18 protein-coding genes and 2 tRNA genes are annotated in these 19,550 nt (G+C 66.1%); 10 read left to right on the plus strand and 10 right to left on the minus strand.

Annotation, left to right across the window (positions count from 1 at the left end):
- Window positions 1-85: 85 nt before the first annotated feature.
- From NF551_RS13010 to asd, 8 genes are all read left to right on the plus strand, one after another.
- Window positions 86-2,311, plus strand: coding sequence for an RNA degradosome polyphosphate kinase (locus NF551_RS13010; protein ID WP_227894237.1), 2,226 nt, complete (start codon window positions 86-88; stop codon window positions 2,309-2,311).
- Complete coding sequence (locus NF551_RS13015) at window positions 2,311-3,366, plus strand: NUDIX hydrolase (protein ID WP_227894236.1); 1,056 nt, start codon at window positions 2,311-2,313, stop codon at window positions 3,364-3,366. The genes NF551_RS13010 and NF551_RS13015 overlap by 1 nt, the downstream gene beginning before the upstream one ends.
- A 115-nt stretch (window positions 3,367-3,481) precedes the next feature.
- Window positions 3,482-4,006 (plus strand): ferritin, encoded by a 525-nt coding sequence (locus NF551_RS13020; RefSeq protein WP_227894235.1) that lies wholly within the window; start codon window positions 3,482-3,484, stop codon window positions 4,004-4,006.
- Between the two features lie 174 nt (window positions 4,007-4,180).
- Window positions 4,181-5,896: a hypothetical protein gene (locus NF551_RS13025; protein WP_227894234.1), complete on the plus strand. Its 1,716-nt coding sequence runs from the start codon at window positions 4,181-4,183 to the stop codon at window positions 5,894-5,896.
- Window positions 5,893-6,303: a GntR family transcriptional regulator gene (locus NF551_RS13030; protein WP_227894233.1), complete on the plus strand. Its 411-nt coding sequence runs from the start codon at window positions 5,893-5,895 to the stop codon at window positions 6,301-6,303. The genes NF551_RS13025 and NF551_RS13030 overlap by 4 nt, the downstream gene beginning before the upstream one ends.
- A complete protein-coding gene (locus tag NF551_RS13035) occupies window positions 6,300-7,106 on the plus strand; it encodes a thymidylate synthase (protein ID WP_227894232.1) in 807 nt (268 codons plus the stop codon). Before NF551_RS13030 ends, NF551_RS13035 begins: the two co-directional genes overlap by 4 nt.
- Window positions 7,107-7,119: 13 nt before the next feature.
- Window positions 7,120-7,797: a dihydrofolate reductase gene (locus NF551_RS13040; RefSeq protein WP_227894231.1), complete on the plus strand. Its 678-nt coding sequence runs from the start codon at window positions 7,120-7,122 to the stop codon at window positions 7,795-7,797.
- A 9-nt stretch (window positions 7,798-7,806) separates the two neighbouring features.
- Window positions 7,807-8,952, plus strand: a complete 1,146-nt coding sequence (gene asd, locus NF551_RS13045) for an aspartate-semialdehyde dehydrogenase (RefSeq protein ID WP_227894230.1) — start codon at window positions 7,807-7,809, stop codon at window positions 8,950-8,952.
- A 90-nt stretch (window positions 8,953-9,042) separates the two neighbouring features.
- On the opposite strand, the gene NF551_RS13050 is transcribed toward asd, so the two are convergent.
- The 9 genes from NF551_RS13050 to NF551_RS13090 form a co-directional block, all read right to left on the minus strand.
- Complete coding sequence (locus tag NF551_RS13050) at window positions 9,043-10,116, minus strand: UDP-N-acetylmuramate dehydrogenase (protein ID WP_227894580.1); 1,074 nt, start codon at window positions 10,114-10,116, stop codon at window positions 9,043-9,045.
- Between the two features lie 5 nt (window positions 10,117-10,121).
- Complete coding sequence (locus NF551_RS13055) at window positions 10,122-10,553, minus strand: MaoC family dehydratase (protein WP_227894229.1); 432 nt, start codon at window positions 10,551-10,553, stop codon at window positions 10,122-10,124.
- Window positions 10,554-10,555: 2 nt separating this feature from the next.
- Complete coding sequence (locus tag NF551_RS13060) at window positions 10,556-11,005, minus strand: FAS1-like dehydratase domain-containing protein (protein ID WP_227894228.1); 450 nt, start codon at window positions 11,003-11,005, stop codon at window positions 10,556-10,558.
- Window positions 11,002-11,232 (minus strand): hypothetical protein, encoded by a 231-nt coding sequence (locus NF551_RS13065; protein WP_227894227.1) that lies wholly within the window; start codon window positions 11,230-11,232, stop codon window positions 11,002-11,004. Before NF551_RS13065 ends, NF551_RS13060 begins: the two co-directional genes overlap by 4 nt.
- 69 nt (window positions 11,233-11,301) lie before the next feature.
- Entirely contained in the window at window positions 11,302-12,213 is a 912-nt protein-coding gene (locus tag NF551_RS13070; RefSeq protein ID WP_227894226.1) for a DUF2797 domain-containing protein, read from the minus strand.
- A gap of 136 nt (window positions 12,214-12,349) precedes the next feature.
- Window positions 12,350-12,916: a type 1 glutamine amidotransferase domain-containing protein gene (locus NF551_RS13075; RefSeq protein WP_227894225.1), complete on the minus strand. Its 567-nt coding sequence runs from the start codon at window positions 12,914-12,916 to the stop codon at window positions 12,350-12,352.
- Window positions 12,917-13,011: 95 nt separating this feature from the next.
- Window positions 13,012-14,895, minus strand: a complete 1,884-nt coding sequence (locus NF551_RS13080) for a hypothetical protein (protein WP_227894224.1) — start codon at window positions 14,893-14,895, stop codon at window positions 13,012-13,014.
- 272 nt (window positions 14,896-15,167) lie between these two features.
- A tRNA-Met gene (locus tag NF551_RS13085) sits at window positions 15,168-15,241 on the minus strand.
- A gap of 73 nt (window positions 15,242-15,314) precedes the next feature.
- Window positions 15,315-15,386: transfer RNA gene (locus NF551_RS13090), tRNA-Thr, on the minus strand.
- Between the two features lie 263 nt (window positions 15,387-15,649).
- Between NF551_RS13090 and NF551_RS13095 the strand changes: the two genes are divergently transcribed.
- Window positions 15,650-17,026 (plus strand): protein kinase domain-containing protein, encoded by a 1,377-nt coding sequence (locus NF551_RS13095; protein ID WP_227894223.1) that lies wholly within the window; start codon window positions 15,650-15,652, stop codon window positions 17,024-17,026.
- 45 nt (window positions 17,027-17,071) lie between these two features.
- Complete coding sequence (locus tag NF551_RS13100; protein ID WP_227894222.1) at window positions 17,072-17,368, plus strand: PLDc N-terminal domain-containing protein; 297 nt, start codon at window positions 17,072-17,074, stop codon at window positions 17,366-17,368.
- A gap of 47 nt (window positions 17,369-17,415) precedes the next feature.
- Here NF551_RS13100 and NF551_RS13105 read toward each other — a convergent pair whose 3' ends face one another.
- Window positions 17,416-19,344 carry a DEAD/DEAH box helicase gene (locus NF551_RS13105; protein ID WP_227894221.1) on the minus strand — a complete coding sequence of 643 codons (1,929 nt, stop codon included), beginning with the start codon at window positions 19,342-19,344 and terminating at the stop codon, window positions 17,416-17,418.
- Window positions 19,345-19,550 lie beyond the last annotated feature (206 nt).

Raw genomic sequence — 19,550 nt, forward strand, 5'->3', positions numbered from 1 at the left:
TGCCGGCTTGTAATGTGGAGGATGAGGTGCGGCACCGGCCTACCGGCGCCCGCAGCCTGCCAGAACTGCCAGGGGAGATAAGACTATGGATTCCGACACCGCAGCCAGCACACGGACTTCCTTCGGGTCAGCCGAAGCCATGCCGGCACCGCGGGCCACACAGGACCGCATCGACATACCGGACTTCGGGCCGGCACTGCTGCCCAGCGGTGAAGTCACCCCGGACCGTTTCCTGGACCGCGAAATCAGCTGGCTGCACTTCAACGCCAGGGTCCTGGAACTGGCTGAGGACCCGGACCTGTACCTGCTGGAGCGGGTCAACTTCCTCTCCATCTTTGCCTCGAACCTGGATGAGTTCTTCATGGTGCGGGTCGCCGGCCTCAAGCGCCGCATCGCGACCGGCCTTGCCGTGCCCTCCGCCGCCGGCCTCAGCCCGGTGGAACAGCTGGAGGAAATCACCGAAGCCGGCTACCGGCTGCAGCAGCGGCATGCGGAGGTCTTTGCCCGGCAGATCCGCCCGGCGCTCGACGACGAGAACATCCACCTCATCAGCTGGAAAGAACTCGACGACGCCTCCAAGGCGCAGCTGCACCGCCAGTTCGCGGCGAAGGTCTTCCCGATCCTGACCCCGCTCGCCGTCGACCCGGCGCACCCGTTCCCCTACATTTCCGGGCTCTCCCTGAACCTGGCCGTGGTGGTCCGCAACCCGGTCAGCGGCAAGGAGTTCTTCGCGCGGGTCAAAGTGCCGGACCAGCTTCCGCGGCTGGTCTCCGTCGACGGGCCCAGGGCGGGAACCGTTGCCGGGCGGACGGCCCGCTTCATTCCGCTCGAGGAAGTCATTGCGGAGCACCTCGACCAGCTCTTCCCCGGCATGGACGTCGTGGAGCACTACACGTTCCGGGTCACCCGCAACGAGGATCTCGAAGTTGAAGAGGACGACGCCGAGAACCTTCTCCAGGCACTGGAGAAGGAACTGCTCCGCCGCCGCTTCGGACCGCCCGTCCGGCTTGAAGTCACTCCGGATATCAATCCGAGCATCCGCCAGCTGCTGGTCCGCGAACTCGGCGTGGAAGAAGACGAGGTCTACACCCTTCCGGCCCCGCTGGACCTGCGCGGGCTCAGCGTCATCAGCCGCATCGACCGGGCGGACCTGCACTATCCCAAGCAGGTTCCGCACACGAGCCTGCACCTGAAGGAGTCGGAAACCTCCAAGCCGGCTGACGTCTTCGCCGCCATGCGCCGCCGGGACATCCTGCTGCACCACCCCTATGACTCCTTCTCCACCTCTGTCCAGGCCTTCCTGGAACAGGCAGCAGCGGATCCCCGCGTGCAGGCCATCAAGCAGACCCTGTACCGCACGTCGGGTGACTCCCCCATTGTCGACGCACTGATCGATGCCGCAGAGTCCGGCAAGCAGGTACTGGCGCTGGTGGAGATCAAGGCCCGCTTCGACGAGCAGGCGAACATTTCCTGGGCACGCAAGCTCGAACAGGCCGGCGTCCATGTGGTCTACGGAATCGTGGGATTGAAGACCCACTGCAAGCTGTCCCTGGTGGTGCGCCAGGAGGTCGACGGGCTGCGCCGCTACTGCCACATCGGCACCGGCAACTACCACCCGCGCACGGCCCGGTACTACGAGGACCTTGGGCTCCTCACCGCCAACGACAAGGTCGGAGAAGACCTGACCAAGCTGTTCAACCAGCTCTCCGGCTACGCCCCCAAGTCCACCTTCAAGCGCCTGCTCGTGGCACCGCGGTCGGTCCGCTCCGGACTGATCGACCGGATCGAACGCGAAATCGCCAATCAGAAGGCCGGACTGGACGCGCGGGTCATCATCAAGGTCAACTCCATGGTGGACGAGGCAATCATCGATTCCCTCTACCGCGCGTCACAGGCAGGCGTGCGGGTGGACGTGATCGTGCGGGGGATCTGCTCGGTGCGGCCGGGCGTTCCCGGCCTCAGCGAGAACATCACCGTGCGTTCGGTGCTGGGACGTTTCCTGGAGCACTCGCGGGTTTTCGCGTTCGCCAATGCCGGGGACCCGGTGGTCTACATCGGATCTGCGGACATGATGCACCGCAACCTGGACCGCCGTGTGGAGGCCCTGGTCCAGCTGGGGTCCAAGGACGACATCACGGACCTGATTGAACTCATGGACCGCTACCTGGACGCCGGAACAGCCAGCTGGCACCTGGACGCCGACGGCATCTGGACCCGGCACCACAAAGACGGTGAAGGAACCCCGCTCCAGGACGTGCAGTCCTGGCTTCTGGCTTCACGCTCCCGCCAACGTGCGTTGGCCCGCCGCTAATGCCCGGCACGGACAGCCCTGCTTCCCTGCAGGGAACCGGCGGCGGCGCCGAACCGATTCCGGGGCAGGACACGCCCGAAGAGACGGCTGCGCTGCTGCTGGGCCGGAGCAGCGCTTCCCTGGACCTCACCGGGGAGCCGCGCGTGGTTGCCGCTGGTGCGCTGTGCTGGCGGGTGCGTGCCGAAGGGCTGCAGGTGCTGCTGATCCATCGTCCGCGGTATGACGACTGGTCCTGGCCCAAAGGCAAACTCGATGCCGGCGAGACCCTGCCGGAATGCGCTGTCCGGGAAGTGAAGGAGGAAGTGGGGCTGGAAATCCGGCTCGGCATCCCGCTGCCGGAAACCCGCTATCCCGTAGCGTCGGGGATCAAGGCAGTCCATTACTGGGCAGCGCAGGTCGACACCGAGAAGCCCCGCCCGGACCGCAAGGAAGTCGACGGGTTCCGCTGGTCCGCGCCGGAAGAAGCCTCCGCGCTGCTCACAAACCCGACCGACCGGGCCCCGCTGGAAGCACTGGTAGCGGCCTTCGAAGCCGGGGACCTCGCGACGTGGCCGCTGATCATTGTCCGTCATGCCAAGGCAAAACCCCGCTCCTCCTGGGCCAGGGCAGAGGGCGACCGTCCGCTCGCCGCGACGGGGCAGCGCCAGGCCAAGGCAACCGCACGCCTTTTGGTTGCATGGCAGCCGGGCCGGGTGGTGTCCAGCCCATGGCTGCGGTGCGTCCAGACCATGGGTCCCTACGTGAATGCCCGCAAGCCCAAGTTCAAGACCGTAGACGCGCTCACGGAACACAATGCCAAGCGCAAGCCCGGGAAGGCGCGCGGCGCCGTCGACAGCCTCTTTGAAAAAATGCGGCCCGTGGCGCTGTGCACGCACCGCCCGGTCCTGCCCCTGGTCTTCGAGGTCCTGGCCTCAACCATGACTGATGCCCTGGCGGACAAACTCCCGGACAAAGACCCGTACCTCGCCCCGGGCGAAATGGTGGTGTGCCAGGTCAGCCGGCGCAATCCGCGCCGTACCGTTTCCGTGGAACGCTACCGCCCATTTGATGACTAGGGTTTGACGGCCAGGGACCGGCGGCCGGCGGCCGGCGGTGAATGCGTAGCCTATCCTTGGCGAGCTAAGCCTATCCGTCCTTTTATCCGCAGGTCAGCACACATATTGTGGGGCTATGAGCAAATTCACCGAACTCCTTGAAGCCCAGATCGGGAACGAATTCAACGCCTCGCAGCAGTACGTGGCCATGGCCGTCTACTTCGACAGCGAAGACCTCCCGCAGCTGGCACGCCACTTCTATGCACAGTCCGTCGAAGAGCGGAACCACGCCATGATGCTGGTCCAGTACATGCTCGACCGGGACCTGCCCGTCCGGATCCCCGGCATCGCTGCAGTGAAGAACGACTTCTCGGACGTCGTGGAGCCGATTGCACTTGCACTCGCACAGGAAAAGCAGGTCACCTCGCAGATTGAGGCCCTGTTCGCTGCTGCCCGCGCCGAAGGCGATGCCCTCGGTGAGCAGTTCATGCTCTGGTTCCTCAAGGAGCAGGTGGAAGAGGTGGCGTCCATGAGCACGCTGCTGACCGTGGCCCGCCGCGCTGACAACCTCTTCGACCTGGAAAACTTTATGGCCCGCGAGCGCGTGGGCGACGGCGGCGAGGACTCGGGTGCTCCCGAGGCCGCGGGCGGCGCCCTCTAACGAGATGACAGAAACTGCCCGTATGAGCGCTCATACGGGCAGTTTCTGCTATCTCGAGTGGTTGTGCGATTGATCCCCGCCCCCCCTTTCCCCTCGAGGGGAAGACCCTTGACGCCCGGAGTTTTGTACCAGAGACTCGGTACAAATATTCGCGGATGAGTTCGGGGGCTCCACATGGCTGCGGCCGCACTATCGGTTATTGGCACCATGGTCTTCTGCGCTGTGGTGGTCGCCTTTATGATGCTCACCGTCCGGCCGAAGCCGGGCACCGACCCCCGGACCATTACTGAAGCGGCGCAGAAGTACGCCCGACGGATCGGGATGGTCGCACTGGGCACCGCGCTGTGGCTTCCCGGAGTGCTGCAGCCGGTGCTGCGGGAAACCGGCGGTGAACTCTGGTGGGACGGACACTACGCGTTCTCCTCCGCAGTGGTGCAGCTGGGCGCACCCACGGTCTTCGCCCTGGCCGTGCTTGCCGCCGGGGAACTCACCTGGCCGCGGCCGCGCGGAACCGTCCGCACCGCCCGCCTGGAACACCGCGGAGTCCGCGCCCTGATCCCCCGGTATATGACGGGCCTGGCCTGTATCTTCCTGGCCTACAACCTGCTCATCCTGGCGACGACGCTGGCCCGTGATCCCGGTTCAGTGCCTGCCCGGCAGCTTCTGGCAGGCTGGGCGCCCTGGCTCCTGCTCACCGTGGCGGCGGTTGCCGGGGTCCTGAAGCTCATCTCGGTCCGGCCTGCTGTTCCGGGCACGGCCCCGGAAGCCGACGCCGCACTGCGGAGGGCTTCAGCCCACCGGGTACTGCGAACTGCGGCCGCTGTGATGCTGCTTCTGGCCTCTTCCGGGGGCATCTTCCTCGGCAACTATCCGGACCCGCCGGGGCTCAGCCCTGCCGCTGACGGCCTGCGGAACCTGTCCCTGCCCCTGTTATTCGCCGGCATCCTGGCACTGTTCAAGCGGGCTCCCCGGGTCCCGCTGCCGGAACCGTCCGCCTTCGCCGGCGCCGTCCCCGCATCCTCGCCGCTGGCGGTGAAGTCACTGGCATCGAGCCTGCGCCTGACCATCGGCGGCACGCTGCTCGCAGGGGTTGCCTGGATCGGGATCTTTGCCCCCAACTGGGAGTACCGGACCGCAGCACCCCTCGCCCTGGCGGCAGCAGCGGGCAGCTTTACCTTCCTTTGTGCGCTGACGGAATACACCTCTGCCCGCCGGATTCGGAAACACTCGCCCGCCGCCGGACCGCTTGACCCTGGGGCCTATGACTTCGTCCGGCCGCCGCGCTGGCTCGGGTGGACCGGAACGGCTGCCGCAGCGCTGGCCCTGGGAACCCTCCTGGGTACCGCGCTGCTTGCGCCGTCCGTGGACCGGGCAGCCCAGGCATTCGCTGAGTCCGCAGCCAACGCGCGTTCCGGGCCCGGGGCCGGCCAGCCCGGCCCCGTCACAGCTCCCGAGCCCTTTTTCGACTGGCGCTTCGCCCTCGCCGCCACCCTGCTGGTCCTGCTGCTGCCGCTGCTGACCTATCTGGTGTCACGGAAGGTGCTGGCCCGGCCGGCTTTGCCGGCAGACCGCGACGTTGACCTCAGGCTGCGCCGGGTCGCCCTGTTCCGGCTGGCGCGCACCAGCACCGCCACGTGCCTCGCGGCCGCGGGACTGGTGTTCTTCGACGTCTCCCTGCACAGTCCGTGGGCCCACACGTACATCCGCGACATAGAAGTCGAACCTCCCCTGACCTGGCTCGCTCCACTGGTCCAGCAGAGCAATGCAGTGGCTTCCCTGCTGCTGCTCGCAGCGATTGTCGTTGCGTGGCGCCAGTTCGGTCCGTCCCATTTCCCGGACGACCCGCGGTACGCCGAGCGGGCAGACCTCTCGCCTGCGCAGCGGGCATGAGCGCACAGATCCAGGTGGATCTGGGCTCCCCCGTACCGCCGTATGAACAGATCCGTGCCCAGGTGAGCACCCTTGTCTCCGCCGGGGCCCTGGCACCGGGCGACCGCCTGCCCACCATCCGCACCCTCGCCTCGGATCTGGGTGTCGCCCCTGGAACCGTCGCGCGGGCGTACAAGGAACTCGAAGCCGAGGGAACGGTCACAGCCCTCCGCCGCCGCGGCACCGTCATTGCACAGCGCGCTGCCCCGCCCGCCGCCGAACCCGGTACCGTTCCCGCTGAAGTGGGCGCCGCCGTCGGGCTCCTCACCGCAGCGGCAGGCCGGCACGGGCTCAGCGACGCCGTTGTGCTCTCGCTCCTGCGCGATGCACTGGCCCACCGCCAGCCCGCTACTACACTGGAGCAGTGACCACCATTCCCACCCCGTACGAAGACCTGCTCCGCGACATCCTGGCGAACGGCACCCGGAAGTCCGACCGGACAGGCACCGGAACCCGCAGCGTCTTCGGCCGCCAGATGCGCTTTGACCTCAGTGAGTCTTTCCCGCTGATCACCACCAAGCGGGTCCACTTCAAGTCCGTGGCCCTGGAGCTGCTGTGGTTCCTGCGCGGAGACTCGAACGTGCGCTGGCTGCAGGAACGCGGCGTCACCATCTGGGACGAATGGGCGGACGACGACGGCGAGCTCGGCCCGGTCTACGGCGTCCAGTGGCGCTCCTGGCCCACTCCGGACGGCGGGCAGATCGACCAGATTCAGAAGCTCATCGAGGGGTTGAAGACCAACCCGGATTCGCGCCGGCATATCGTCACGGCCTGGAACCCGGCTGAAGTCGAGAACATGGCACTGCCTCCCTGCCATGCCATGTTCCAGTTCTACGTTGCCGACGGAAAACTCTCCTGCCAGCTGTACCAGCGCTCGGCGGATACCTTCCTGGGCGTCCCCTTCAACATTGCCTCCTATGCCCTGCTGACGCTGATGGTCGCGCAGCAGGTTGGCCTGGAACCCGGCGAGTTCGTCTGGACCGGAGGCGACGTCCACATCTATGACAATCACATGGACCAGGTAACGCAGCAGCTCACCCGCGCGCCGTTCCCGTATCCTAGACTGCGGCTCAGGCGGAAGCCTGAGAGCATCTTCGACTACGAACTTGATGACTTCGAGGTCCTGGACTACCAGCACCACCCGGGCATCAAGGCACCTATCGCCGTGTGAAAGGGCACCCGCCTTGAACGATCTGAACAAGTTCGCAGATTCCATGCACTACTACCCCGTAGGCGTCGCCGACGCCGACGGCCAGGACCTTGACCAGGCGCTGGCCTCCCGGGGCATGGGCGGCTCCGGCGTCCCCCTGGTGGGCATGATCTGGGCACAGACCACCAACGGAGTCATCGGCAAGGACGGCGGCATGCCGTGGCACCTGCCCGAAGACCTCAAACATTTCAAGGACAGCACGCTGGGGCACCCCGTCGTCATGGGCCGGCGCACCTGGGAGTCCTTCCCCGACGCCTTCCGCCCGCTGCCGGGGCGCACCAACATCGTGATCTCCTCCCGCGAAGGGCTCGCTGCGGAGCTGGAGCCGCTGGGCGCCGTCGTCGTCCCGTCCCTGGAAGCGGCGCTGGAGACAGCGGAGGGAAGCGAAGGCAGCGACAGGATCTGGATTGTCGGCGGATCGCAGGTCTACGGCGAAGCCGAACCCCTGGCGGACATCGCCGTCGTCACCGTCATCAATACCGAAACTGAGGGCGACAGCTACGCTCCCCGGCTTGGGTCGGAGTGGACGTTCACCGGCGTTAGCCCCGCACAGGGCTGGTACACCTCCGGCAACGGACTTCAGTACCGGTTCGCACTGTGGACCCGGAACCGGAACGTAACCGATCAGGACGGCCGCGAGCCGCTGGCCTAGACTGAAACCATGACAACAGCAGCTTCCTCTGTTCCCACCGCGGGCTTCGTCGGCTGGCGGGGCATGGTCGGTTCCGTCCTCATGCAGCGCATGCAGGACGAGGGCGACTTCGACCTGATCAACCCCGTCTTCTTCTCCACGTCGAACGCCGGCGGCTCCGCTCCGGATTTCGCCCAGGGTGCGGGCACCCTGGAAGACGCGTATGACATCGAGACCCTGGCCAAGCTGCCCATTATTGTCACCGCGCAGGGCGGGGACTACACCTCCGAGGTCTACCCCAAGCTGCGCGACGCCGGCTGGGACGGCCTGTGGATCGATGCCGCTTCCACCCTGCGCATGGACGAGAGCGCCATTATCGTGCTGGACCCGGTCAACCGCGACGTCATCGACGCCGGCCTGGCCAGGGGCGTGAAGAATTTCGTTGGCGGCAACTGCACCGTCTCCTGCATGCTGATGGGCCTGGGCGGGCTGTTCCGCAACGGTCTCGTTGAGTGGGGCACGTCCATGACCTACCAGGCAGCGTCCGGCGGCGGTGCCCGCCATATGCGCGAGCTGCTGAACCAGTTCGGTTCCCTGAACTCCGCTGTCGCAGCGAACCTCGCTGATCCGGCGTCGGCCATCCTCGAAATCGACCGCGCGGTCCTGGCCCAGCAGAAGGATCCTTCCATGGATTCTTCGCAGTTCGGCGTTCCGCTGGCCGGTTCGGTCATCCCCTGGATCGACGCGGACCTGGGCAACGGGCAGTCCAAGGAAGAGTGGAAGGGCGGCGCGGAGACCAACAAGATCCTCGGCCGCAACACCGCCGGCGCCGCTCGGATCCCGTTCGACGGGCTGTGCGTGCGGATCGGTGCCATGCGCTCGCATTCCCAGGCGCTCACGCTGAAGCTGACCGAAGACCTGTCCGTCGCCGAGATCGAGCGGATCATCGACGCCGACAATGAATGGGCCAAGGTAGTTCCGAACACCAAGGAAGCCACCATGGAACAGCTCACCCCGGTGGCTGTGACCGGCACACTGGACATTCCCGTCGGCCGGATCCGGAAGCTGGAAATGGGCCCTGAGTACATCAGCGCCTTCACCATCGGCGACCAGCTCCTCTGGGGAGCAGCCGAGCCGCTGCGCCGCATGCTGCGGATCGCCACCGGCAACCTCTAGGTTCTCCTGCCCTTCTCGCCGAGAGGCCAGTTACGGCTCTTTTGAGGTCTCAAAAGAGCCGTAACTGGCCTCTCGGTGGTTAAGCGGGGGCTAGAGCGCGCAGTTGATGAGCAGCGGCTCCGGGTGAAGGCGGATGCCAAACGCCTGTTCGACGCCGTCCGCGACCGCGCGGGCCACCGCCAGCAGGTCTTCGGCTGAGGCAGAGCCGCGGTTCGTGACGGCCAGTGTGTGTTTGGAGGACAGGGCAGCCCGCCCGCCGGCAAGCTCAGCCCCCGGAGTGCCGGGCAGACCGAAGCCCTTTCCAAATCCGGCATGCTCGATCAGCCAGGCAGCGCTGAGCTTGACCATGCCCGGCTCGGCCACGGGGTAGCGGGGGGCGCCGGCGGGGAGCCGGTCAGCGTCCGGAGCAGGCAGGATCGGATTGGTGAAGAAGGAACCGGTGCTGTAGGTATCAGCGTCCGCGGCGTCCAGGACCATCCCCTTCCCGGCACGCAGGCGCAGCACTTCCCGCCGGACATCCGCGGCGTTGGCAGTATCTCCCACTTCAACGCCCAGGGCGCGTGCCAGCTCGGCGTAGCGGATGGGCGCACTGGTGGATCCTCGGGTCAGGGAGAACTGAACGCTCAGCACAACATAGCGGGGCGAGCCGTTCACGGTTGTGCGCTTGAGCAGGGAATCGCGGTAGCCGAACTCGAGTTCACCTGCTCCGAAATGGCGTTCCGTCCGGGTCTGACGGTCCCAGGCACGCACTGAGGCGATGGTGTGCGAGACGTCGGCTCCGTACGCGCCCACGTTCTGCACCGGCGTCGCACCGGCCAGTCCGGGGATGCCGGACAGGGCTTCCAGACCGGCGTATCCCTGGGCGATGGTGAAGGCGACCAGCTCGTCCCAAGGATGGCCGGCCTGCGCCTCGACGAGCGCGGTATTGCCTTTGCCCTCCAGGATCTCGACGCCGCGGTTCCCCACGTGCACGACGGCGCCGTCGAACCCCGCATCAGAGATCAGCAGGTTCGAGCCGCCGCCCACCAGGAGCAGGGGTTCACCGGCTTCATCCGCGGACCGGACCATCGAGATCAGTTCGTCAGCAGTTTCGGCATTGAGGTAACGCCTGGCCGGTCCGCCGACCCGGGAAGTCGTCAGTGATGCAAGCTGTATCGAGGTCAGGGCACTCACCAGACCCGCACCACCGCCTGGGCTTTGACCAGGACCTTCTGGCCGTTAAACGTCACGGAAAGGTCCACACGGGCCGTTGAGTTGTCCGGGTCGATGGCACCGATGGTTCCAACGACGTCAACGACGGCGCCGGGCGCATCGTCGAGGTCTTCGACCGTCACCGGGCGGGTGAACCGCGCCTGGTAGTCAATGACGGCCCCGGGGTCCCCGGTCCAGTCCGAAACAAGCTGGACGGCTGCTCCCATCGTGAACATTCCGTGCGCGATGACGCCGGGCAGGTCCACGGAGCGTGCAAAACGTTCGTTCCAGTGAATGGGGTTGAAGTCGCCGGAAGCGCCGGCGTAGCGGACCAGGTCCGCGCGGCTGATCTCGATGGTGGTGCGGCCAATCTCCTGGCCGGTCTCGAGTTCACTCAGTGCAATGGACATGGTTACTGGCCCTCTCCCCGCACGAGGATGGATGAAACCGTGGTGGCGACTTTCTCGCCTTCCACGGTGGAGATCTCGGCACGTGTGGTGACCAGGGCACCGTCGCCCATGGCGCGGACGGTGTCCACGTGCAGTTCAGCCAGGAGCTCGTCCCCCGCCACGATTGGCCGGTGGTGGGTAAAACGCTGGTCTGCGTGCACTACCCGGGAGAAATCAATCCCCGCGTCGGGATCGCCGATCAGCTGCGCGTCGGCGCGCTGCGCCACGATGATCGCTAACGTCGGAGGGGCGACCAGATCTGAGTAGCCGAGCTTCTGTGCTGCAGCGACTTCGAAGTGGGCGGGATTGCTGGCCTTCACAGCCCGGGCGAACTCGCGGATCTTCTCGCGTCCCACCTGGTAGGACTCGCTGGCGGGGTATCTCCGGCCAGCCAGCTCGGGGTTGATGCTCATTTGGTTCCCTTCATCCGGCGTCGGGCGTCGCGGGCTCGCACCACCATACCGCTCAGGTGCACACTCATGCCCACCACGATGACCGGCAGTGCCAGGTACATGATGATCTGCTGATTGGTGACCGCACCGAGCAGGACCATCAGGATTCCTGCGCCGGTGACGGAAAGAGCGATGACAACCAGGCGGCGGTACAGCGGAGATCCGGTTTCCCAGGGGGTGTTAAGCATGGCTTCAGAATACAGTCGGGGTGCTGGCAGTGCCGAAACGGCCGGCCGCCCGGCAGGCGGCGGTACAGCTCAGAAAAGCGGTTCCTGCAGCGCCGGAAGGGCGCTTGAATAGGCGCCCAGTTCAAGGCGCTGTCCCTTCAGGGCGGTGAGGTCGGCAAGGAAGGAAAGGCCGACGTCGTCAGTTGCCGCGAGTGCGGTGCTCCCGAGCATGCCGCGGAGGACCAGGCCATGCTCGCCCGCGCCAAGCGGAAGCGGATACAGACCGGCGCCGGGGTTCTGCAGCACGACGTCGAAGGCCTCCGGCCGGGTCCAGGCCTCCTTCACAACGTCGAAGCCCTGCTGTTCGCGGTCCAGCAGGAGAGTCCTGGCATCATCAGCGTGGCCTGCATTGATGGATTCCAGGACAGTGTCCGGCAGCGCTGCGGCCAGGGAAGCGCATTTGTGGCCGGAGCGCACAGCCTGAGGCAGCCCCAGGCCTGAGGAAACAGCGTCTTCCAGGATGCGGACCTGCAATCCGTTGGCCGCCCGTGCCACGTACTGGGCTGCCAGCGCACCCTGCTCCGTGAGCCGGAGGGTTTTGCGCTGGTCTGCTGCGGTTCCCACCTTGGTGGTTCCGTCTGCGAACGTCGCGATATAGAGCCACTGCGGGCGTGCAAGGAAGCTGCGCAGGCCTGCCGGCAGGTCCCCGCCGCGGTGGCTGTTGTGGACCAGCCGTCCTTCGTCCGCGAAAAAGCAGCGCCGGCACTGGTATCCGCGCTCGGCTGCAGCCTGGTCGGGGCAGGCACGCGGTTTCCGGCCTTCTTCGTGGACCAGCTCATAGCCCAGGCAGTAGCGCGGCGCTTCGGAACGGATGCGGAAGCGCAGTTCCGCTCCGTGCCCCAGCCGCAGGGCTGCCGGCTGTCCGGCGGGATCGGACAGCCGGAGGAAGGCACCATCACGGTCCCAGCCTGTGCCACCGCACAGGAACGAAGAATTGATCATACGGCAGCGGCCTCCAGAGGCAAAACGGGTTCCCTTTCACGCTAGCGCACCCGCCGTGGGCCCGGGTGCGGGTACGCCCTGGACAGCACTCCGCCCCGGATACCCGAGGGCATCCGGGGCGGAGCAAAGGGCGACGCTAGGCGTGCTGGCCTGCGTGCTGTCCCTCTGAGATCTCCTCGACGACCTTGTCGTTGAAGGCCGGGAGGTCGTCCGGGGTGCGGCTGGTGACCAGTCCCTGATCGACGACGACTTCCTCGTCGGACCAGTTGGCGCCTGCGTTGCGCAGGTCCACTTCCAGGGTATGGAAGGAGGTCAGGTCCCGTCCCTTGACGACACCTGCGTCGATCAGCAGCCACGGACCGTGGCAGATCGCAGCCACCGGCTTGCCTGCTGCGAAGAAGTCCCGGGCGAACCGGCGGGCATCTTCGTTCACGCGCAGGTAGTCGGCGTTGATCACACCGCCGGGCAGGACCAGTGCGTCGAAGTCGGCTGCGCTGGCATCTGCCACGTCCAGGTCGACCGTAAAGGTGTCTGCCTTGTCGGCGCCGTTGAATCCCTGGATGCTGCCGCTGGAGGGCGAGACCAGGACGGGCTGTCCGCCGGCGTCCTTCACGGCTTCCCAGGGACTGGTGAGTTCAATCTGCTCCACGCCGTCCGTGAGCAGGAATGCGACCTTCTTGCCGGAAATATCATGTGCTGACATTTTGCCTCCGTTCGTGGGTCAGGCGGTCCGTTCTGAACCGCCGCTGACCCCTACCCTAGGAAAAGAGGCAATACTAAGCAAGCTGATCTTTCTCCCTAAAGGCCTCCGGCGACGGCGGCCGCGGCCCTCAGCCAGGCACGCTGCGTGGCCGGGCGCAGGGAGGCGTAACGAATCTGTCCCTTTACCAGGGCAGGGTCGTACGGGATGGTCACCGCGGCACGGGCCAGGACGCTGAAGGCCTCCGCGACTTTCCGCGCCTGCGCGTCAGTGCCGTTGCGGTCCGCCTGGGAAACGACGACGACGGCGCCCCGGGCGAGTTCCGCGTACCGTCCCCCGCGTTCGGAAAGCGCTTCGAGCAGGAGCGCACCGGCCTCGGCGTGTTCTTCCACAGTGGTGGTGGCAATGACCAGCTGGTCAGTGTGGTGGATCATCCGCAGCCACCGCTCGGCACTTTCATCATTGCCGGAGTCGACGATGCTGAGCCGGAAATACTTCGAGGCCACGGCATGCAGGGAATCGAAGTCATCCTTCGTTACCTTCTGGGCTGAGGCCAGGACATTGGGGTTCGAGCGGAGGACGTCGTACTTGTCATCAGTCTGGTGGTGCACGAACCGCGCCAGCATGGCCGACTGCGCCTTGGGAGAAAGCAGCAGCCCGGTCTCGGGCAGCAGGTCCATGACCGTTGAGTCGTGCTGGGCCTGTTCGGTACGCCAGCCAAGGGTTCCGCGGGTCTCGTTGTTGTCCCACGCCAAAACCGGCCCACCGCCGTTGCGCGCGAAGAGTGCAGCGAGCATCACCGTGGTGGGCGTCTTGTTGGCCCCGCCCTTGCCGTTCACTACGGAGATGGTCCGCGGCCCCGGCCAGTGCTGGCTGACCATCCGGATGTCACGGCGTTCAGAGAGCTCCTTGGCTGACGGGGCAACACGAAGCCCCATGGACGCGAGGAAGCCGCGGAAACCCCGTGTCGCCGGAATCTTTGCGGTCGAAGTGTCCAGGAAGGTCGCCCTGCGGAAGTCATGCGGTTCACCGCGGACGGCCGCACGGGATTTCTCCCGCAGGTCAACGGGCATCTCTGCGGGATCCTCCGGGAGGTAGTCCTCTCCTGCCTGAACCGGGCCCTCCGCCAGGGGAAGCTCATCGGAATTCGTGGGCGGCTCGGCCGGGGGCTCGGGCACTGCAGCCGGGAAGGGCGACGCCGGCAGGTCCGTATGCAATGGAATCCTGGAAATCCCCGTAGTCCGCGGATTCGGATCCTCCCACCGCTGGACCGGCAGGCTTTCGGACGGTCCGTCCGCTGGTTTTGCTTCCTCGGTGGCCCGGCCTGTGCCGTCCGCTGGCTGGTCCAGCAGCTCGGGTTCGTCATCGCGCAGCTGGACGCCTTCGTACTGGCCTGCCGCAATATCTCCGTGGCCTGCATCGGAAGGAGCATAGGCCGGCTCCGGAAGGAGGGCAGGTTCGGCGACGGGGCCCGGATCCGCAAACTGGGCGGCATCCGGCGCGAAAGAAGGCTCCGAAGCGAAGGAAGACTCCGGGAGCACGGAAGGTTCAGGCAGATACGCGGGCTCAGGCTCAGGCACGGGCTCGTACGCCCGGGCGGGCTCAGGCTCAGGCACGGGCTCGTACGCCTGGGCGGGCTCCGGCTCAGGCACGGACCCGTACGCCTGGGCGGGCTCCGGCTCAGGCACGGACCCGGGACTGAAACCGGGTTCCACCGGAACGCTTGCAACAGCCAGTGCCCCGGGGGCGTTCTGGACCCGGCTACGCCGGCCCGAGACGGGCTGCGGGCTTCCCACTGCACGTCCCTGCTCCCCTGTGGTCCCCTGGTCCGCAGCGGGAAGCTCCTGGGGTGCGGCATCCGCGTCCGCGCCGGTGGCCGGCGTTTCTACGACGTAGGCTGCCCGGCGTGCTTCGGCAGCCCTGCGTCCGCGCCGCGTCGGCCAGGCTTCCGGCTGCTCCGGATCAGGAAGGTTTTCAGTCATCGGGTCTGCATCTTTCGTTCCGCGTTCGGTGCGATTGATTCCGTGCGATTTATTCCGTGTTATTCCGTGTTGTTCCGTGCGGTTGGTTCCGCACGGTTGATCGGGACAGCCTGCTCTCCCCTGCGATCCTACAAGCCGTCCCGCGCCGTCGTTGCTCGTTCCGGGGCAGGTGGGGTAGCGTGTCCCGCGCCCGCCGGACCACCGTCCAGGCAGGACCGGCACCAACCCGGACAACAAAAGGACCCCCGGAGCAGGCTCCGGGGGTCGATCTGTAGCGGTGGGGAGGCTCGATCTCCCGACCTCACGATTATGAGTCGTGCGCTCTAACCAACTGAGCTACACCGCCATAAATGAGTCAAGCCCGCGTGCCTCACCCCTGTTGGACAACAGGGGCTGGAAACGCGGACCCTCCCATTGAGAGCCCCGACCGGGAATCGATCCCGGGACCTCCATCTTACCAAGATGGCGCTCTACCACTGAGCTATCGGGGCATCGCCCCTTACCGGGGCAACGACATAAAACTCTACCAGCACTTTCTCCGCATCACGAAATCGATTCGGGCCAAACTGGGCTTCTGTGACCTAAGACACCGTCTTCGCCTGTCAACCGCCTGTCTTGCCGCCTTTTGGCATGGCCCCAACAGTAGACTGGGAAAGGAAACAACATCGTTTCCGCACCGCCGATCCCCCCGCCGGCAGGACTAGATTCTTACAGGAGTGCGCGGATGCCTAGGCACATGGGTCCAGGAACGGTCGTGGGCGGCAGATACCGCCTGCAGGAAAGAATTGGCTCCGGCTCCATGGGGTCCGTCCACCGCGCAGTAGATGAATTCCTGGGCCGTGAAGTGGCAGTGAAACTTATCGCCTCCCTGGCCCGCACGGAAGAAGAACGCAGCCGGAACGAGGCAGAAGCCAAGGTCCTGTCCCAGCTCAACCACCACAGCCTGATCACACTGTTTGACGCCGGCACCGAGGTTTCGCCGTCGGGCACCTCGATCGTGTGGCTGGCCATGGAACTGGTCCAGGGCTCGGACCTCAGCCGCCGGCTGGCAAAGGGCACGTTGCCGCCCCGCCAGGTGGCGCACCTGGCGTACGACCTGGCGATCGGCCTGGACTACATGCACCGCGGCGGCATTGTGCACCGGGACATCAAACCCGCGAATATCCTGCTTTTTGACTACCGGGAAGACGAGAACCGGCTGCGCGCCAAACTCACGGATTTCGGCGTCGCCCAGATGGCCGGCTCTCCGGACCCGCAGGGAGACGAGTTCACCGGCACAGCCGGCTTCATGAGCCCGGAGCAGGTTCGTTCCGAGCCCGCCGGACCGCACAGCGACGTGTACTCACTGGGTCTCGTGCTGCTGCGCTGCCTTACCGGGAACCGTGCCTTCCCTGGCATGGCTGTAGAAAGCGCACTGGCGCGCCTGTTCCGCGGGCCGGAGATTCCGGATGACCTGGGACCCGAGTGGGTGGGAATCCTGCGGGCCATGACCGCGCTGGAGGCGGCGGAGCGGCCCTCGGCCCACGAGGTTTCCGAAGCCATGCAGGACCTGGCTACGGCCGGCCGCGGACGGCGGAGCACGGCAGCGGACACTGAGCGCGATCGCGCCGCGGAGGAGGTCGCCGCGGTTTCCGAAAACGGACCCGATCCGATCCTCGACCGGATCACTGCCCTGACAGCCCGCATGCTGGACGTGCCGGTGGCGGCCGTTTCGATCGTGGGCGGGGACCGGGTATGGACCATGTCCGGCAGCGGAACGCAACGCGGTTCAGGAGATGCAGCGGACTCCCTTTGCCCCGTGGCCGTGCGCGAAGACTCCCCTTTTATTGTTGACGACGTGCAGAAGGACCCGCGCACTGCAGATGACCCGCGGGTGGCCGCCTCCCCCGGCTTCGGCTTTTACGCCGGCGTGCCCCTGCACAACGCCGAAGGCCAGGCACTCGGCACCCTGTGCGTCATGGACCGGAAGGCCCGGAGCTTTACCGGGGAGCAGGAAGCCACCCTGCGCGACCTGGCTGCCCTGGCGGCCGACGTGCTGCAGCTGCGGCGGGATGCGAGGAACGCCAGGGATGCCGGGGAATCCAGCCGCTGCGCAGAACCCCTGCACAGTCAGCAGGCTGTGGCAGACTAGCTCGGGACCGCGCCGAAAGGCGGCCGCATTCCACAGGAGAGCAGCATGGGCCCAGCCAGCAATCCGACCGTACCGGCGGCATGGGAGTTCATGGTCACGGCCATGGGAGCCCTCATCCTGCTGCTGACAGCCGCTGCCGTCATTTCCCTGGCCCGGGAGAAGACACTGGCGCCGGGCATGAAGTTCCTCTGCCTGCTGGGCGTACTCGGCTTCCCCGTCCTCGGCCCGGCCATCTGGTTCTTCCACCTGCACCGGTCACGGCGCAGCCATCCCGGGAATCCCTCCGAAGACATAGAAGACATAGCTGCGGCCCGGAGACAGGGGCAGCATAACCGGCGTTAAACACAGGAAGGGTGCCCCCTGCGGGACACCCAACCTGTTAGGAACTCTTAGTCGCGGAAACGCGGCTTACGGGCACCCGTTCCGGCACCGGCAGGCTTGCTGAAGCTGCGGTCGCCGTCGAACTTCTTCTTGTACGGGCGGTCCGAACCGCGGTCACCGAAGGAACGCTCGCCGTCACGCTTCTTGAAATCCTTCTTGAAGCCGCCGCGGTCGGCGCGGTCGTGGGATCCGCCTTCACGTGCGGGGCGGCGTCCGTTGTCCAGCTCGAGGTGGATCAGCTCGCCGCCGATCCGGGTGCGGGACAGTGCGCGCAGCTGGTCCTTGGACAGGTCTGCGGGCAGCTCCACCAGGGTGTGGTCGGCACGGATGTCGATGCCGCCGATCTGGGCGGAGGACAGGCCGCCTTCGTTGGCGATGGCGCCGACGATCGAGCCGGGCATCACGCGCTGGCGGCGTCCGACGGCGATGCGGTACGTTGCATTGCCTTCGGTCAGCGGGCGCGTCGGGCCGCGGGAACCGAAGCCGTCGTTCCGGCCTTCGGAACGCTCGCGCTGGCGGGCCGGAGCCTGCGGAATCTCTTCCATCAGCAGCGGGCGGCCGGCCTGGGCCATAACGACCAGGGCTGCGGCGACTTCCTCGGCGGGAACGTCGTTCTCAGCGATGTAATTGGTGACCAGTTCACGGAAGACGGAGAGGTCTTCGGAGTTGCGGGTCTCGGTGATGCGCTCGGAGAACTTGGCCAGGCGCTTGGCGTTGACAACGTCAATGCCGGGCAGCTGCATGTGCTCAACGGGCTGGCGGGTGGCCTTCTCAATGGCCCGCAGCAGGTACTTCTCACGCGGGGTCATGAACAGGATCGCGTCACCGCTGCGGCCTGCACGGCCGGTACGGCCGATGCGGTGCACGTAGGACTCGGTGTCGTGCGGGATGTCGTAGTTGAAGACGTGGCTGATGCGCTCGACGTCCAGGCCGCGGGCGGCGACGTCGGTGGCAACCAGGATGTCGATCTTGCCGTCGCGCAGGGCCTCGACGGTGCGCTCACGCTGCTGCTGCGGGATGTCGCCGTTGATGGCGGCAGCCTTGTAGCCGCGGGACTTCAGCTTGTCGGCGAGGTCCTCGGTGGCCATCTTGGTGCGGACGAAGGCGATGACGCCGTCGAAGTCCTCGGTCTCGAGGATGCGGGACATGGCATCGAGCTTGTGCGGGCCCATGACCTGCACGTAGCGCTGGCGGGTGTTCACACCGGTGGTGGTCTTGGACTTGACCGTGATTTCAGCCGGGTTGTTCAGGTACTTCTTGGCGATCTTGCGGATCGCGCCCGGCATGGTGGCGGAGAAGAGGGCAACCTGCTTCTCATCCGGGGTGGTAGAGAGGATCTGCTCCACGTCTTCGGCGAAGCCCATGCGCAGCATTTCGTCAGCTTCATCCAGGACCAGGTACTGCAGGTTGGACAGATCCAGGGAACCCTTGGAGATGTGGTCGATGACACGGCCCGGGGTACCAACAACAACCTGGGCGCCGCGGCGCAGGCCGGCCAGCTGGGGACCGTACGGGGAGCCGCCGTAGACGGGCAGGACGGTGAAGTCGTCCATGTGCACGGCGTAGGAGGTGAAGGCTTCTGCAACCTGCAGGGCCAGTTCGCGGGTCGGGGCAAGGACCAGGATCTGGGTGTCCTTGGTGGGTCCGTTGACCTCGGCCAGTTCAGCCATGCGGGAAAGGGCGGGGACAGCGAAGGCTGCGGTCTTGCCGGTGCCGGTCTGGGCAAGGCCCACGACGTCGCGGCCTTCAAGCAGAACGGGGATGGTGGCAGCCTGGATCGGCGACGGGGTCTTGTAGCCGACGTCGGTCAGTGCGGCGAGGATGCGTGCATCCAGGTTGAAATCGGAGAACAGAATCTCGTTGGCTTCTTCAGCAACGGCTTCGGTGTTTTCTTCGACAATTTCTTGGGTGTTCTCAGGCAAAGGAGTATTCCTCATCAGTGGGGCCGGGCAGCCAGTTCAGGCGGCTGCAAGTACATAAGTCCGGGCACTGTTGCAATCCCAGGCAGGACTCTCCGTCACAGCTGTGGGCCTGAATCACTGGTTTGCGACCGCGGCTCGGTGTGACGATTTCTTTGCCGGCGCTCCCAGGAGATGAATCTGCCCGCATGTTTCATGCGGGCCCCAACACAACGTACCTGCAA

Origin of the sequence: Arthrobacter caoxuetaonis (assembly GCF_023921125.1) — a bacterium.
GTDB lineage: Bacteria > Actinomycetota > Actinomycetes > Actinomycetales > Micrococcaceae > Arthrobacter_B > Arthrobacter_B caoxuetaonis.

What these genes read in the sequence shown, in the direction of transcription:
- NF551_RS13010 (WP_227894237.1), top strand. Translation starts at nt 86, where the DNA reads ATGGATTCCGACACCGCAGCCAGCACACGGACTTCCTTCGGGTCAGCC.
- NF551_RS13015 (WP_227894236.1), top strand. Translation starts at nt 2,311, where the DNA reads ATGCCCGGCACGGACAGCCCTGCTTCCCTGCAGGGAACCGGCGGCGGC.
- NF551_RS13020 (WP_227894235.1), top strand. Translation starts at nt 3,482, where the DNA reads ATGAGCAAATTCACCGAACTCCTTGAAGCCCAGATCGGGAACGAATTC.
- NF551_RS13025 (WP_227894234.1), top strand. Translation starts at nt 4,181, where the DNA reads ATGGCTGCGGCCGCACTATCGGTTATTGGCACCATGGTCTTCTGCGCT.
- NF551_RS13030 (WP_227894233.1), top strand. Translation starts at nt 5,893, where the DNA reads ATGAGCGCACAGATCCAGGTGGATCTGGGCTCCCCCGTACCGCCGTAT.
- asd (WP_227894230.1), top strand. Translation starts at nt 7,807, where the DNA reads ATGACAACAGCAGCTTCCTCTGTTCCCACCGCGGGCTTCGTCGGCTGG.
- NF551_RS13055 (WP_227894229.1), bottom strand. Translation starts at nt 10,553, where the DNA reads ATGTCCATTGCACTGAGTGAACTCGAGACCGGCCAGGAGATTGGCCGC.
- NF551_RS13060 (WP_227894228.1), bottom strand. Translation starts at nt 11,005, where the DNA reads ATGAGCATCAACCCCGAGCTGGCTGGCCGGAGATACCCCGCCAGCGAG.
- NF551_RS13065 (WP_227894227.1), bottom strand. Translation starts at nt 11,232, where the DNA reads ATGCTTAACACCCCCTGGGAAACCGGATCTCCGCTGTACCGCCGCCTG.
- NF551_RS13070 (WP_227894226.1), bottom strand. Translation starts at nt 12,213, where the DNA reads ATGATCAATTCTTCGTTCCTGTGCGGTGGCACAGGCTGGGACCGTGAT.
- NF551_RS13075 (WP_227894225.1), bottom strand. Translation starts at nt 12,916, where the DNA reads ATGTCAGCACATGATATTTCCGGCAAGAAGGTCGCATTCCTGCTCACG.
- NF551_RS13080 (WP_227894224.1), bottom strand. Translation starts at nt 14,895, where the DNA reads ATGACTGAAAACCTTCCTGATCCGGAGCAGCCGGAAGCCTGGCCGACG.
- NF551_RS13100 (WP_227894222.1), top strand. Translation starts at nt 17,072, where the DNA reads ATGGGCCCAGCCAGCAATCCGACCGTACCGGCGGCATGGGAGTTCATG.
- NF551_RS13105 (WP_227894221.1), bottom strand. Translation starts at nt 19,344, where the DNA reads ATGAGGAATACTCCTTTGCCTGAGAACACCCAAGAAATTGTCGAAGAA.